Annotated in this window: 10 protein-coding genes; 6 read left to right on the forward strand and 4 right to left on the reverse strand. The window is 65.3% G+C overall.

From position 1 onward, the window contains the following. Positions 1 to 9: 9 nt before the first annotated feature. The gene (locus tag AB7245_RS36165; protein ID WP_244623167.1) at positions 10 to 1287 is read right to left on the reverse strand and encodes a cation:dicarboxylate symporter family transporter; all 1278 of its coding nucleotides are present in this window, start codon (positions 1285 to 1287) and stop codon (positions 10 to 12) included. Positions 1288 to 1454: 167 nt separating this feature from the next. On the opposite strand from AB7245_RS36165, the gene AB7245_RS36170 reads away from it, so the two are divergent. Both AB7245_RS36170 and AB7245_RS36175 read left to right on the forward strand, forming a co-directional pair. Further along, entirely contained in the window at positions 1455 to 2423 is a 969-nt protein-coding gene (locus tag AB7245_RS36170; protein ID WP_085405262.1) for a LysR family transcriptional regulator, read from the forward strand. Next, complete coding sequence (locus AB7245_RS36175) at positions 2420 to 3958, forward strand: hypothetical protein (RefSeq protein ID WP_085405263.1); 1539 nt, start codon at positions 2420 to 2422, stop codon at positions 3956 to 3958. Before AB7245_RS36170 ends, AB7245_RS36175 begins: the two co-directional genes overlap by 4 nt. A 6-nt stretch (positions 3959 to 3964) precedes the next feature. Here the strand turns inward: AB7245_RS36175 and AB7245_RS36180 are convergent, their stop codons facing one another. Next, positions 3965 to 5266, reverse strand: coding sequence for an MFS transporter (locus tag AB7245_RS36180; RefSeq protein WP_085405264.1), 1302 nt, complete (start codon positions 5264 to 5266; stop codon positions 3965 to 3967). A 375-nt stretch (positions 5267 to 5641) separates the two neighbouring features. Between AB7245_RS36180 and AB7245_RS36185 the strand changes: the two genes are divergently transcribed. Genes AB7245_RS36185 through AB7245_RS36195 form a run of 3 tightly spaced genes read left to right on the forward strand, consistent with a single transcriptional unit; the run spans position 5642 to position 9411 of the window. Next, positions 5642 to 6856, forward strand: coding sequence for an ABC transporter substrate-binding protein (locus AB7245_RS36185; protein WP_135214840.1), 1215 nt, complete (start codon positions 5642 to 5644; stop codon positions 6854 to 6856). A 7-nt stretch (positions 6857 to 6863) separates the two neighbouring features. Beyond that, positions 6864 to 8597, forward strand: coding sequence for an FAD-dependent oxidoreductase (locus tag AB7245_RS36190; protein ID WP_085405266.1), 1734 nt, complete (start codon positions 6864 to 6866; stop codon positions 8595 to 8597). Between the two features lie 19 nt (positions 8598 to 8616). Then, positions 8617 to 9411 carry an IclR family transcriptional regulator gene (locus AB7245_RS36195; protein WP_085405267.1) on the forward strand — a complete coding sequence of 265 codons (795 nt, stop codon included), beginning with the start codon at positions 8617 to 8619 and terminating at the stop codon, positions 9409 to 9411. A gap of 6 nt (positions 9412 to 9417) precedes the next feature. Here AB7245_RS36195 and AB7245_RS36200 read toward each other — a convergent pair whose 3' ends face one another. After that, positions 9418 to 11568 (reverse strand): ADP-ribosylglycohydrolase family protein, encoded by a 2151-nt coding sequence (locus tag AB7245_RS36200; RefSeq protein ID WP_135214841.1) that lies wholly within the window; start codon positions 11566 to 11568, stop codon positions 9418 to 9420. Between the two features lie 36 nt (positions 11569 to 11604). Then, entirely contained in the window at positions 11605 to 12660 is a 1056-nt protein-coding gene (locus tag AB7245_RS36205; protein ID WP_085405269.1) for a LacI family DNA-binding transcriptional regulator, read from the reverse strand. Positions 12661 to 12737: 77 nt separating this feature from the next. On the opposite strand from AB7245_RS36205, the gene AB7245_RS36210 reads away from it, so the two are divergent. Beyond that, on the forward strand, positions 12738 to 14078 hold the full coding sequence (locus AB7245_RS36210; protein WP_063981357.1) for an ABC transporter substrate-binding protein: 1341 nt from the start codon (positions 12738 to 12740) through the stop codon (positions 14076 to 14078). The last annotated feature ends 3 nt before the right edge of the window (positions 14079 to 14081 follow it).

Raw genomic sequence — 14081 nt, forward strand, 5'->3', positions numbered from 1 at the left:
CTTGGATCCTTACTTCACTGCTTGGATTTGAGCGGCGGACTGGGCCCAGTCCTCGCGGTTGAATTCTCCATCCCACTTCGCGACCACGATGGCGGCGACCGCGTTGCCGATGGTGTTGGTGATGGCGCGCGCCAGCGACATGAAGCGGTCGATGCCGAGCAGCAGCGCCAGTCCCTCCGCCGGCAACCCCGCGGCGATCACCGTCGCGGCGAGCGCGGCGAAAGCGCCGCCGGTGACGCCCGCGGCGCCTTTGCTGGTGAACAGCATCACCACGAACAGGCTCAATTGCTGGCCGGCCGACAATTCGATGCCGTAGACCTGGGCGACGAACATCGTGGAGAGCGGCAGCGTCAGCGCGACACCATCGAGATTGAAGGAATAGCCGGAGGGAATGACGAGGCCAGCGACTGCCCGCCCCACACCCGCCTTCGGCAGCTTCTCCATCATGCCGGGGATGGCAGTCTCCGACGAGGAGGTGCCGAGCACGACGAGCAGCTCGTTGCGCAAGAGGCGCAACAGGTCCATCAGGCGGATGCCGGCGAGACGGCAGATCACGTTGAGAATGACGAAGATGAAGAACGCCATCATCGCCCAGGCGGTGCCGACCAATAGCGCCAGCGCATAGAGCGTGGCGGCGCCGAACTTCGCCACGGTGAAAGCCATGGCACCAAAGGCGCCGATCGGCGCCAAGGCCACCACGACATGCACGACGCTGAAGACGAGTTCGGTGATCCGCTCAAGGCCCGTCCGCAGCGGAGCAGCCTTTTCGCCGAGCAGCAGCAAGCCGATGCCGCACAGAAGCGCGAGCACGAGAACCTGGAGCACGTCGCCGGCCGCGAACGCGCCGACAAAACTCTCCGGGATCATGTGCTGGATGTAGGCTGACAGCGACCCGACATGAGCCTGCGAATAGCGCGCGACGGTCTCGGCCTGCTGCGCGGTGGCATGCGCCACGCCGGCGCCGGGCTGCACCCAGCGCACCACCACGAAGCTGATCAACAGGCAGATCGTCGTCACGGCCTCGAAATAGGCAAAGGCCTTGAGGCCGATTCGGCCAACCGCCTTCATGTCACCGACCTGCGCGATGCCGGTGACCACCACCAGGAAAATCAGCGGCGCGATCGTCATCTTGATCAGCGAGATGAAGGCATCGCCGAGCGGCTTGAGTTCGACCGCGAAGGCCGGAAACAGAGCGCCGAGCAGCGCACCCAGCGCGGCGCCGGCGACCACCAGAACATACTGCTCGCGCCAGAGCGGCTTGCGGCGCCGTTCGGAAACCGGGCTCAATATAGGCTCCGACAGCGGAGTTGCGGCGATCTGCAATTGATTTCCTCCAACGCATCGTCGCGCCATGCGTAGTGGCGCCTTGTTCTGGTTTTGCGCTGTTTACATTGGACCAGCAGCGCCCGAGGCGCTAATGCCGTATCGGTATGATTTGAGGACAAAACCGCATCATGGACCTGGTCTGGCTGGAGGATTTCCTTGCCATCGCCGAGGAAGGCGGGTTCTCGCGCGCGGCCCAGCGACGGCATGTGACCCAGCCGGCGCTGAGCCGCCGCATCAGGTCGCTCGAGGAGTGGCTGGGAACACCGCTGTTCGAACGTTCGACCCACACGATCACGCTGACGCCGGCCGGCGAGAGTTTTCGCCCCGTCGCGGAGGACGTGCTGCGCCGGGTCCTGGTCGGACGCGAGGAAGCGCTCGAAGTGGCGCGGCTGAAGGCCGAGACCATCACCTTTGCCGCCACGCATTCACTGTCGCAGACCTTCTTTCCGGAATGGATTCGCAACTCCGACAGCGCGCGGGCCGACTCGGCCGTTCAGCTCGTCGCTTCGAATTTCGCCGGCTGCGAGAAGCTACTTCTGGATGCGCAGGCCCATTTCATGCTGGCGCACTACCATCCGACGCTGGTGAGCCGGCTCGACATGGACCGCTTCCAGCGCGTCGATCTCGCGACCGACGTGCTGATCCCGATCAGCGCGCCGGCCGCAAAACCGGGCCGCGGTGGACGCAGCAGCAAAAAGGCACAGCCTCGTTATGCCCTGCCCGGCGCATCGGGCGCGCCGCTGCCCTATCTCGCCTATCACCCCGGCTCGGGCGTGGGGCGGCTCGTCACCTCGTTCCTGGCCGCGAAGGATTCGACGGCGTGGCTGGCGCCCGGCTTCGCCGCGCCGGTCATGCTGCTGGTCGACATGGCGCGCGAAGGGCGCGGCGTGACGTGGGCTCCGATGAGCCTCGTCCGCGCCGATCTCGACAGCGGCCGCCTGTTGCGCGCCGGCGGCGCGGATTGGGACATTCCGATCAGCGTCTCGCTGTTCCGCACGCGGGCCCGCATGACCCGGGCGGCCGAGAATTTCTGGAATTCGGTGCGCAAGGGCCGGCCGGGAGGGAAATCCATCGCCCCCGCGCCGCGGACCAGATGACCGTGTCGCGGATCAAGTCGGCCTTCGGACTGCTTCGGCCGCAGATGCTGCTGATGAGCCTGCTCGCTGCCACAACGTTAGACGCGGCGCACGCCGGCGGCGCCTCCATCGCACCCGCCGAGCTGAAGGCGATCGGGACGATCGATGCGCGCTTTCAATCCTACAATATCGAGATGGTGGAGGTAACCGGCGGCTGGTTCTGGAAGCCTTATCCGCGAACAATGCGCGCGCTCGATGAGCGGGATCGTTACGGCGAGAGGCCGCCGATCGATCTTGCCAATGCGCGGCTGCGCAAGCTCGCCGCCGCTTTGGCGCCGGCCTATCTGCGCGTGAGCGGCACCTGGGCCAATGCGACGTTCTTTGCCGACACGGACCATGCGCCAGCCAAGCCCCCGCCGGGATTCAATGACGTGCTCAGCCGCAACCGATGGCGCGACGTCATCGACTTCGCGCGCGCAGTCGACGCGGAGATCGTCACCTCCTTCGCGATCAGTCCGGGCAGCCGCGATGCGGATGGCGTGTGGAAGACCGATCAGGCGCAGCGCCTGATCGACGCGACGCGTTCGCTGGGTGGCCACATCGCGGCGGTGGAATTCATGAACGAGCCGACGCTTGCGGCGACGAACGGCGCACCGCCGGGATATGATGCGGCCGCTTATGGCCGGGACTTCAGGATCTTTCGCGAATGGATGCAACGCGCGGCGCCCGAGACGTTGATCGTCGGTCCGGGTTCAACCGGCGACGCGCCGTTGCCATCCGGGTCGGGCATCACCACGCGCGATCTGCTGGCCGCATCCGCCCCCGGCATCGATCGCTTCTCCTATCATCACTACAACACGCTCTCGCCGCGCTGCGGCGGCCGCGACGATCCGGCGCAGGCGCTCTCCGCGGACTGGCTGGCACGCACCGACGCGACGTTCGCGACCTATCGGGCCCTGCGCGACGCATTCGAGCCGGGCAAGCCGATCTGGCTGACGGAGACGGCAAACGCCGCCTGCGGCGGCAATCCATCGGACAAGACCTTTCTCGACACATTCCGCTATCTCGACCAGCACGGACGCCTGGCGAGGGCCGGCGTCCAGGTGGTGATGCACAACACGCTGGCCGCCAGCGACTACGGCCTGCTCGACGAGGGAACGTTCCGTCCGCGGCCGAGCTACTGGGCTGCGCTGCTCTGGCATCGGCTGATGGGAACGATCGTGCTCGACGCGAACCCGGTCGCCGCGCCAGATCTCCATCTCTACGCGCATTGCCATCCGGGCATGCGGGGCGCCGTGTCCATGCTCGCAATCAACGCGTCGCGGCACGCATCATTGACCCTGACGCTGTCACACCCCGCCGAGCGTTACACGATACATGCGAGGCGGCTGCAAGACGCGACAGTTCAGCTGAACGGCAAGACGCTCGCGCTGAGTGCCGACGACGAACTGCCCCGACTTGAGCCGCGCGCAACACCTGCGGGGGCGATCCGGCTGGTGCCGGCGACCGTCACCTTCCTGGCGTTTCCGGACGCAGCAAACCCCGCCTGCCGGTGACGGCCCTTACGACTTCAGCGCGTCGCGCGCCGTCTCCGGCGCCATCAGCGTCGCGATGATCGTGATGACCGACAGCGCGATGATGTAGACCGACACCGGCCAGTAGGCGCCGGCCCATGCGAGCAGCGCCGTTGCGATCAGCGGCGAGAAGCCGCCGCTCAGCGCCGCCGCGACATTGGCGCCCAGCGAGGCGCCGCTGTAGCGCACCTGGGTGCGGAACAGTTCCGGCATGAACGCCGCCTTCGGCCCGAACAGCAGGGCGTGCGTCAGCGTCATCGTGACGACGAGCGCGAACGTGATCAGCGCCGGCTCCCTGGTGTCGAGGAACCAGAACAGCGGAAACGCCAGCGCCACCGAGAACACCCCGCCGGCGAGATACAGCGCCCTGCGGCCGAAGATATCGGAGAGCCAGCCGGCGAGCGGCAGCGTCGCGAACTCGACGAGCGCGGCATAGACCACCGCGTTCAGGATCACCTGGCGAGGCAGGCCGAGTTTCGTCGTCGCATAGACCACGGTGAAGACGGTGAGGAGATAGGCGAGCCCGACCTCCGACACCGTGATGCCGATCGCGAGCAGAAAACTGCGCCAGTCGCGGCGCAGCACCTCCAGCACCGGCTGCGCCAGCACTTCCTTGCGCTCGACGACTTCCTTGAAATGCGGCGTTTCCGCGAGCTTGAGCCGCACGATGAAGCCGACGCCGACGAGCAGGATGCTGATCAGGAACGGCACGCGCCAGCCCCAGCTCAAAAAGTCCGCCTCGGGCAGTTGCGTCATCAGGCCGAAGATACCGGTTGAGGCGGCGACGCCGACCGGAAAGCCGATCTGAACTAGGCTGCCGTAGAAGCCGCGGCGATCACCGGCGTGCTCGATCACCATCACGACCGCGCCGCTCCATTCGCCCCCGAGCCCGATGCCCTGGACGAAGCGCAGGATGATGAGCAGGATCGGCGCCCAGACGCCGATCTGGCTGTAAGTCGGCAGGCAGCCGATCAGGAAGGTGCCGAGCCCCATCGCGATCATGGTCGCGACCAGCATGGTCTTGCGGCCGAGCCGGTCGCCGTAATGCCCGATGATCGCGCCGCCGATCGGACGCGCCACGAAGCCAACCGCATAGGTCGAGAACGCCACCAGCGTTCCGACGAAGGGATCGAAGCTCGGAAAGAACAGCTTGTTGAAGACAAGTGCAGCTGCCGTGCCGTAGATCAGGAAATCGTACCACTCGATCGCGGTGCCGAGTGCGCTCGCCCACACCACATGCGCCGTCGTCGATCTCTCCGTCGCCGCGGAGACCCCCGTTGCTGCCGTCATGCCCTGCCCCAAAAGATTCCTGGCGGCATCATGGCTAATCGCGATGGCGGTTGCAACCTGCGGAGGTGTGATCTCTGTGCGAGACTACGATGCGAGATTTTGCGCGTCGCTGCTCCCGCACTCCGTCATTGCGAGGAGCTCTTGCGACGAAGCAATCCAGGCTGCCTCCGCGGAGAAAGTCTGGATTGCTTCGCTGCGCTCGCAATGACGGGTGTGGCGGCAGTTGCGCGCACGCCTCCGGCAATGTCTCCCGGGCGACCATGGAACTCATCGACCCCCCTTATTCGCCATTGACAAACTCATTCGTTAATATCTAACTAACCGCCAACTGATAACCGGCCGCGCCAAGCGGCTCATAAAAGAGAGGGATCGACGATGAGAGGGCTTTTGGCCTGCACCTTGCTCGCGGCCATGACTTCGGCTGCCATGACCACGGCGGCGCGCGCGCAAGTCTCCGACGACGCGGTGCGGATCGGCGTGCTGACGGATCTGTCGAGCTGGGGCCGTGACAACAGCGGGCCGGGGTCGGTCGAAGCCGCCAAGATGGCGGTCGAGGAATTCGGGCCGACCGTACTCGGCAAACCGATCGAGATCATCAGCGCCGACCACCAGATGAAAACCGACGTCGGCGTACAGATCGTGCGCGGCTGGTTCGACAACGGCAAGGTCGACGCCGTCGTCGACATCCCCAACTCCGGCATCGCGATCGCCGTGCACAACATGGTGCGCGAGCGCAACAAGATCGCGCTGCTCTCCGGCCCCGGCGCGAGCTCGCTCACCGACGAGCTGTGCAGCCCGAACACCGTGCACTTCACCTACGATACATACGCGCTGTCCAAGGTGACGGCCTCCGCCGTGATCAAGGAAGGCGGCAAGTCCTGGTACTTCATCACCGCGGACTACGCTTTCGGCCAGCAGCTCGAAAAGGACGCCACGCGGTTCATCAACGAGATGGGCGGCAAGGTGCTGGGCGGCGTGAAGCATCCGACCAACACAGCCGACTTCTCCTCCTTTGCGCTCCAGGCGCAGAGTTCGAAGGCCGACGTGGTGGCGTTCGCCAATGCCGGCCAGGACACCGACAACGCCATCAAGCAGTCCGGCGAGTTCGGCCTGGTACAGGGCGGCCAGAAGCTGGTCGGTCTCCTGATGTTCGACACCGACGTGCATGCGGTCGGCCTGAAGGCCGCGCAGGGCACCTACATGACAACGGCGTCCTACTGGAACATGGACGAGGCGACGCGCGCCTGGTCGAAGAAATTCTACGAGCGCACCAAGGTGATGCCGACCATGATCCAGACCGGCGTCTACGGTTCGGTGCTGCATTATCTGAAGGGCATCAAGGCCGCCGGCACCGACGACCCCGCCAAGGTGATGGCAAAGATGCGCGAGCTGCCGATCGAGGATACCTTCGTCCATGGCGGAAAATTGCGCGAGGACGGCCGCGTCATCCGCGACATGTATCTCGCCAAGGTGAAATCGCCCGAGCAGTCCAAGGAGCCGTGGGACTATCTGGAGATCGTCAAGACCGTGAAGGGTGAGGACGCCTTCCGCCCGGTCTCCGAATCCAAATGTCCGCTGCTGAAGAAATGAGGCCCGCATGACCGGCAACGAGCGCAACGCAATTGAGACTTACGAGTGCGATGTGCTCGTGGCCGGATCGGGTGCCTCCGGCATGTCGGCCGCGATCACCGCGGGTTATCGCGGCCTCGACGTGCTGATCGTCGAGAAGGAGCCGCGCTTCGGCGGCACCACCGCCCGCTCCGGCGGCTGGCTCTGGATCCCCGGCACCTCGCTGGCGAAGGCCTACGGCATCGAGGAGACGCCGGAGCAGGCCCGCACCTACTTGCGGCACGAAGCCGGCAACAACTTCGATGCCGCGCGGGTCGATGCATTCCTGAGTGCGGGTCCGGAAGCGGTCGATTTCTTCACCACCAGGACCGCGCTGCGCTTCGACATGCCGCTGGTGTTTCCCGACTATCACGCCGAAGCGCCGGGCGGCGCGCAGGGCGGCCGCTCCATGGTGACGCGCCCGTTCGACGGCCGCGAGCTCGGTGACCAGATCAAGACGCTGGGTATGCCGCTGCCCGAGCTGACCGTGTTCGGCATGATGCTCGGCTCCGGCAAGGAGATCATCCATTTCATGCGCGTGACGAAGTCGCTGACCTCGGCGGTATACGTCGCCAAGCGCCTGTCACGGCACCTGATAGACGTGCTGCGGTATGGCCGCGGCATGACCTTGACCAACGGCAACGCGCTCGCCGGGCGCCTCGCAAAATCCGCGCAGGATCTGAAGATTCCGATGTGGCTGTCCTCGCCGGTGCGCGAGCTCATAGTCGAGAACGGCGCGGTCACTGGCGCCATTGTGACTCGCGAAGGACGCGAGATCCGCATTCGCGCGCGCCAAGGCGTCGTTCTCGCTTGCGGCGGCTTCCCGCATGACGTCGAACGCCGCAAGAAGATGTTTCCACACGCACCGACCGGCCATGAGCACTATTCGCCGGGACCGACCGGCAACACCGGCGACGGCCTGCGCCTTGCAGAGAGCGCTGGCGGGCACGTCGAGGATCGCCTGCCGAACGCGGCGGCCTGGGTGCCGGTGTCGGTGACCAAACGCAAGGATGGTTCGAGCGGCGTGATGCCGCATTTCATCGACCGCGCCAAACCTGGCGTGATCGCGGTGATGCGGGACGGCAAGCGCTTTGCCAATGAGGGCAATTCCTATCACGACTTCGTCCAGGCCATGATCAAGGCCGCGAAGCCCGGCGAGGAGATTGCGGCGTATCTCGTCTGCGATCACCCGACGCTGCGCAAATACGGCCTCGGCTGCGTGCCGCCGTTCCCGATGCCGCTCGGTCATCACCTCGATACCGGCTATCTCATGCGTGGCGACACGCTGGAGGCGCTCGCGGCAAAGGCCGGCATCGATGCGACGGCGTTCACCGAGACGGTCAGGCAGTTCAATGCGACTGCGCCGCAAGGGCACGACGCCGCCTTCGGCAAAGGTTCAAAAGCCTATAACCGCTACCAGGGCGACGCCATGCACGGCCCGAATCCCTGCATCGCACCGATCAAGAACGGCCCGTTCTACGCCATCAAGATGGTGATCGGCGATCTCGGCACCTATGCCGGCATCGTCACCGACGAGAACGCGCGGGCGCTGGACGCCGAAGGCCGGGTGATTCCCGGGCTCTATGCCGCGGGCAACGACATGGCGAGCATCATGGGCGGCAATTATCCCGGTGCCGGCATCACGCTTGGGCCGGCGCTGACCTTCGGCTACATTGCCGGCCGTCATCTCGCCGACAGCGCCGCCAAGCGCAACGCGGCGTAAGCCACGCGCCAGGAGACGCATGAAGAGAGAAAGCCGCGGCATCCAGTCGATCGAGGTCGGCGGAGAATTGCTTCGCGCGCTCGCGAGATGCGGCGAGCCGATGATGCTGCGCGATCTCGCGCGCGAGGCCGGCATGACGCCGGCCAAGGCGCATCCCTATCTCGCCAGCTTCTCCCGCATCGGGCTGATCGAGCAGGACGAGACCACCGGCCGCTACGAGATCGGCGCGCTGGCGCTGGAGCTCGGCCTGATCAGCCTGCGCCGCCTCTCCGGCGTGCGGATCGCGCGTCCGAAGATCGCAGGCCTCGCGAGCCAGATCGGCCATGCCGTCTCGCTCGCGGTCTGGGGCACCCACGGCCCGACCGTGGTGCAACTGGAGGAGCCCGGCCAGCCCGTGCACATCGTGATGCGCGCTGGTTCGGTCATGGCGCTGCTGGAGACGGCTACAGGCCGGGCGTTTGCTGCCTTCCTACCGGAGAAGACGATCAACGCCGCGCTCGAGAGCGGCCTCGACCGTCATGGCGTCGGCTACAATCCGAAGCGGGCGGTGAAGGGCGCGAAGGTCGCCGAGATGCTCACGGAGGTCCGCAAGCACGGCCTCGCCCGCGCGCTCGGCGATCCCCTGCCCGGCGTCAATGCATTCTCGGCACCGGTATTCGACCATTCCGGCCATGTCGCGCTGGTGATCACCGCGATGGGGCCGGAAGGCACTTTTGATGCGCGCTGGGACAGCCCCATTGCCCATGCCCTGCGCGACTGCGCCGGTGGGATCTCGAAGCGGCTGGGCTACGGGATGACGATCGCGGCGGAGTGAGGCCTGTTAGGCCGGCGACACGCGCACCTCCTCCGCGGAGATCGATCCGCTGTCGACGACGAGCGCGACGGCGCCGCTGGTCAATGGGAGATCGCCCGTGTCCTGAACGCTGAAGAGTTTTTTACCATCGACATGGGCTTCGATGTCGGTTCCGGCCACGCGCAGCTCAATCCGATATCTCCGGTCGAGCTGCCAGTCGAAGCGTTCGCTGGCGAGCACGAGTTCGTCATGCACGCGCTTGACCAAACGGACGCGGCCGCCCTCGGCACGGTCGAACATCAGCGCGTAATAGCGCTCGCGTCCCTGCACCCGCGCCGCGAGGCCCCAGGCGTTCGCCAGCAGCGGCATGATCTCGGACGTTACGCGATAATCCTTCCAGTCGCGCGTACCTTGCGCGATGAAGCCAAGCCCGTCGCCATTGGTAACGCGCAGGCCCTCCCAGCGGGTCTGGAACTGGCTGACATTGTTGACCCAGGCGTGCTTCCACATCGTGCTCAGATTGTTGTCCGGCCGTTTCAGCACGGTGTCAGGCGCGCCACCCCAGGTCAGATAGTCGAGATAGAGCGTGCCATCGACGCCGAGCGGATCGCGCGTTTCGATCTCCACCCCGATCTCGAAGATCGGATAGGCATGGGTCTCCGGCACCTCCCAGCTCAGCACGGCGTGACAGCCGCCGGTCAGTTCCTGCGCATCGCCGTAGATCTGGATCAGCTCGTCGTGCTCGTCATAGACGCTGGAAAACAGTCGCACCGCCACGGTGCCGCTATCCGCTTCCGATTCAATCCGGCACTCCACCCGTTGCCCCGAATACAGCGTCGGACAGGCCACAAGCTGGTAGGTCGGCATCGTAAACACCTCCTTGTCGAAGAAGGTGGGGCTCGCAACGCGTGCCACGCGTCCGGGCGCCAGACGGCGGAAGTCGATCGCCAGACTCCGCTCCCCAGTGCGGCTGTGGCCGGCGACATTGCTGAGCTCGACCTCGTGGAGCCGTGCGGGCGAGCCGCCCTTCACGTGGAAGCCCTGCAGGCTGCCCGGAAAGTTGAAGTTGAAGCGCGCGCCGTCCTTGGCGACCGCCAGCGCCGGCGCACCGGCGAGCGCAAGCCCGGCCGCGACCAGCGACTGCGTCTCGATCACGGCGTCGGAGATCGCAGCGCCACCATCGGCCGTCGAGATGTACATGCGGTCGGCGATGGGGGTGCGGAAGTCCGGCCCGGCGTCGAGGCCGGCAAGTCCGGTGCGGATGCCGAACAGGCAGCCGACATTGCCGGCATTGCAGTCGGTATCCCAGCCGGCCGTGTTGGCGATGCGCATCGCCTCCTGAAAGCTGTTCCCGCCGTAGAGCGTCGCCAGAATGATCAGCGCGTGGTTGGGCACGACATGGCAATTGCCGAGGAATTTGTCGTAGCCGTAACGTTCGGCGATCAGCGCACGGGTCCGTTCCCAGTCGTTGCCGTTGTCGCCGGCGTGCCATTCCCGGACGTCGTTGACGACGCGCCGGATCAGCGCGTCCTTCGGCACGAAGCCGAGCCCGACATCGATCAGCTTCTGCACGTCGTGCTCGACGAAGGCCAGCGCCTCCATCGCCGCGAGCAGTTTTGCGGCATGCACGGATTCACCATCATGGCTCACGCGCCCGGCCTGCTCGGCCAGATAAGCGGCCTGCTCCGGATTACCCGGGCTCACCATCGCCCAGCCGTCGATGAAGATTTGCGCACCGATCTGCTCGGCTACGGTCGTGCCGTTCAGCGCAATCGAGCCGCTCTGCGGCGCCGGGATACCGGACTTCAGCCGCAGATAGGCGGTGTGCTCGGTGGAATTGCCGATGCCACCCCACCACAGGATGGCGCGCTCCTCGACGATGTAGTTCAGCCAGGCTTGCCCGATCTGCCTCGAGGTGAGACGCTTCGGATAGCCATTGTCGGCAAGCGCGCGGGGAAACGCAAACGTGCCGGAGACGTCGTCGTCGGTGACGACGAGATGATGGGATCGCAACGCGACGTCACGACGCTCGTTGACATAGTAGTTGATCGGCCCGAGCTCCTTCATGATACGCTCATAGGTCCAGCCCTCGAAGGGCCGGCCGAGGTAGACACCGATGAGCTTGCCAAGCACGCCGGCATAGACCCGCTCCGCGTAGTCATGAGGAATAGCTGTCACGAGTTCACTCCCATATCCAATTGCTTGGCCCGCGGGTCAGACCGACGAGCGCTTCATGATCTCGAATTTCAATTCATGGCTCTGGCCCGGCGCCGCGAGCCCGCCCGGTTGCAACCGCTTGACCAGCGTCTCCGCCGCAAGCGCGCCGAGATCGAACTCCGGTTGCCGCACCGTGGTGAGCCCGAGCAGCTTTGCGACCGGGATATCGTCGAAGCCGGCGATTGCAATGTCGCTGGGGATCGAGAGCCCGGCTGCACGCGCCGCCTCCATCGCACCGAGCGCCAGCACGTCGCTCGCGCCGAACACGGCGGTCGGGCGATCGCCCTTTCTTTCGAGCAGCCGCTTCATCGCACGCGCGCCGGATTCCTCGGAATAGGCGCTATCGGTAATGAAATCTGGCGCAAGTCCTGCTTCCCGCATCACCGCGCCGTAACCCTGCGCGCGCCGCTGACTCGGGCCGAACTCGGCCTGGATCATGGCAATGCGCCGATGCCCGCGCGCAATCAGAAGTCGCGTCATTTCCGCGGCCGCTTCGGCATTGTCGATATAGACGCTGTCGATCGCGAGCGGTCCGTCCGGCTTGTGCTGGCTCTCCAGCCGCACCAGCGGGATGCCCTTACGCGCGAGCACGGCGAGCTGGGGCGCCCGCAGATGAAAGAACGTTGCGACGACGCCGTCGGCCCGTCCCTGGAGCAGCCAGTCGATGGCGCGGGCCTCGCCTTCCGGCCGCCCGTCGGTGTCGAAGATCAGGACGTCATAGCCAGCCGGCGCCGCGACCGTCTGCAATCCCCGGACGAGGCCTGGATAGAACGGATTGGTGATATCTGGAATGACACAGGCAAACGTCATGGTCCGCGCGCTGCGCAGCATCCGCGCCGGATGGTTCGGCTGATAACCCAGCTCCTGTGCGACCTGAAGAATGCGCGTGCGCGTCGCAGGCGGAACGGACGGCGTCTCCGTCTTGTTCAGGACAAGCGACACCGCGGCCTGCGAAACACCGGCCGCGAGCGCGATATCCTTCTGCGTGGGGCGGGCTGGCGCCTGTTTGTCGCGCCCCTTCCCCCGCTTCGTCCTCGTTGTTGACGTCGCCATTTGGCTTAGTTATACGTATTACTAAAGGAAAATCAACAATCACCGCCAATGACCTGAGGAAACCGAGGTTCATCGCCATGACCATGACCCGACGCCAGCTTGTTGCCGCCATCCCCGCTGCCGCGCTTGCCGTTAGCTTGCCGCGCGACGTTCGCGCCGAGGACGGGCGCAAGGTCGTGACTTTCTGGTTCGGCCAGGCGAATTCGGACGGCCAGGCCGCGCTGCGCAACGATTTGGTCGAGGCGTTCAACGCCTCGCAGGACAAATATCTGCTCCAGCTCGAGGTGAAGGGCGCCGCCGTCAACAACCTCCTGAAGGTCGCACTCGTCGCCGGTAACGGCCCGGACATCGTGCAGACAGCGGGTCCCGCCTATCTCACCGCGATCGCGAATGCCGGCCAGGTGCTGCCGCTCGACGATTTCGCCGAGAAGTACAAGTGGAAGGATCGCTTCCTGGCACCGCTGCTCAACACCAGCGTCTACGGCGGCAAGCTCTACGCGCTGCCGCGCGACTACGAGTCGATGCACCTGTTCTATAACAAGGAGCTGTTCAAGCAGAACGGCTGGAAGCAGCCGACCAACCGGCAGGAGATGGAGGCGATCGCAGACGCAGCGCTCGCCAAAGGCATCATCCCCTTCGGCGCCGGCAATGCCGACTGGAAGGGCGTGAACGAGTGGCTGATGACGGTGTTCTTCAACAACGTCGCTGGCCCCGACAACGTGCGCAAGGCACTTGCCGGCGAACTGCCCTGGACCGCGCCGCCGTTCGTCGAGGCGGTCGAACTGTCAAAGGCGTGGTACAACAAGGGCTATTTCGGCAAGAACTATTTCTCGCTGACCATCGAGCAGAGCTTCCTCCAGGTCGTCAACGCCAAGGCGGCGATGGCGTTCAGCGGCACCTGGTCGTTCGGCACCAAATCCTACGGCATGTCGAAGCCCGATACCGTGATGGACGTCATGCCGACGCCGACCCTCGGCTCGGCCTTCACGGGATCACTGGTACATCTCGCCTGCGGCGCGACGCTGTCGATCGCCAAGAACTCGCAGAATGCGGAAGGCGCAGCCGCAGTGTTCGAGTTCATGCTGACGCGCAAGTTCTACGAGACCATGAACCGCGACTGGCCCGGCAAATGGGCACTCCCGGTGAAGGACCTGCCGCCGGACATGCTCCAGGGCATCGGCTATCCCCTATTCGAGAAGACGATCGCGAATCTGCACGAAGCGTTCAGCAAGGGGCAGTACGGCTTCACCACCTGGACGTTCTGGCCCGGCGCCACCAACTCCTATCTGATCGAAGGCATCGAGCAGGTCTGGCTCAACAAGATTACGCCGGACGCTTACCTCACGCGGATGCAGACGCTCTTCAGCCAGGAAGCAAAGGAAGGCAAGGTGCCGCCGCTGCCGCCGCGGACGGCCTGACGC

Origin of the sequence: Bradyrhizobium sp. 604_D8_N2_3, from assembly GCF_051810765.1 — a bacterium.
Taxonomy (GTDB): domain Bacteria; phylum Pseudomonadota; class Alphaproteobacteria; order Rhizobiales; family Xanthobacteraceae; genus Bradyrhizobium; species Bradyrhizobium barranii.

Bases quoted from the DNA above. Each gene is read 5' to 3' on its own strand.
- AB7245_RS36180 (WP_085405264.1), bottom strand. From the start codon at position 5,266: ATGACGGCAGCAACGGGGGTCTCCGCGGCGACGGAGAGATCGACGACG.
- AB7245_RS36210 (WP_063981357.1), top strand. From the start codon at position 12,738: ATGACCATGACCCGACGCCAGCTTGTTGCCGCCATCCCCGCTGCCGCG.
- AB7245_RS36190 (WP_085405266.1), top strand. From the start codon at position 6,864: ATGACCGGCAACGAGCGCAACGCAATTGAGACTTACGAGTGCGATGTG.
- AB7245_RS36195 (WP_085405267.1), top strand. From the start codon at position 8,617: ATGAAGAGAGAAAGCCGCGGCATCCAGTCGATCGAGGTCGGCGGAGAA.
- AB7245_RS36205 (WP_085405269.1), bottom strand. From the start codon at position 12,660: ATGGCGACGTCAACAACGAGGACGAAGCGGGGGAAGGGGCGCGACAAA.
- AB7245_RS36185 (WP_135214840.1), top strand. From the start codon at position 5,642: ATGAGAGGGCTTTTGGCCTGCACCTTGCTCGCGGCCATGACTTCGGCT.
- AB7245_RS36170 (WP_085405262.1), top strand. From the start codon at position 1,455: ATGGACCTGGTCTGGCTGGAGGATTTCCTTGCCATCGCCGAGGAAGGC.
- AB7245_RS36175 (WP_085405263.1), top strand. From the start codon at position 2,420: ATGACCGTGTCGCGGATCAAGTCGGCCTTCGGACTGCTTCGGCCGCAG.